We start from the raw sequence: 452 nt of genomic DNA, 5'->3' as shown, positions 1-452 counted from the left end.
CGCATCGGCCTCGTCGACACCGCCCTGCGGCTGTGGCGCGAACGCCCCGCGGGGGGACGCCTGGAGGCCGGCCGGGGATGACGCCCGCGCCGCCGCGCGGAACGGCCGAAACCTGATCAACCGCCGGGGGCCGTGGCAACCCCGCCGCCCCCGGCGCGGTCCCTCCCCGCGACCACGCAGGACGGACAGGAGAGGCACGAGCATGCGGAAGCGGATGCGGACGACGGCGGTGGCAGCGGTGGCGGTGGCCCTCACGGCGGCCTTGGCGGCCCCCGCGGTCGCGGCGGGACCCGGCACGGACCGCACGGGGGACACCGGCGACCACAAGGCCACCGCCCGGGCTGTGCGGGCCGCGGTCGAGAGCGGGGTGCCCGGCGTGACGCTGCGGGCGGAGGACCGGCGGGGCGTGTGGACGGCCACCGCCGGGGTGGGCAACCTGCGCACCGAGCGCC

The 452-nt window shown here is 79.9% G+C and carries 1 pseudogene; it reads left to right on the top strand.

Annotation, left to right across the window (positions count from 1 at the left end):
* Nucleotides 1-202: 202 nt before the first annotated feature.
* Nucleotides 203-452 (top strand): annotated as a pseudogene (locus LPA54_RS38550) (peptidase); the annotation flags it as partial.

Source organism: Streptomyces sp. DH12 (assembly GCF_020873895.1).
Lineage (GTDB): Bacteria > Actinomycetota > Actinomycetes > Streptomycetales > Streptomycetaceae > Streptomyces.
The sequence above is the reverse complement of the archived record's forward strand: the minus strand, read 5'-3'. Positions and strand labels throughout refer to the sequence as shown.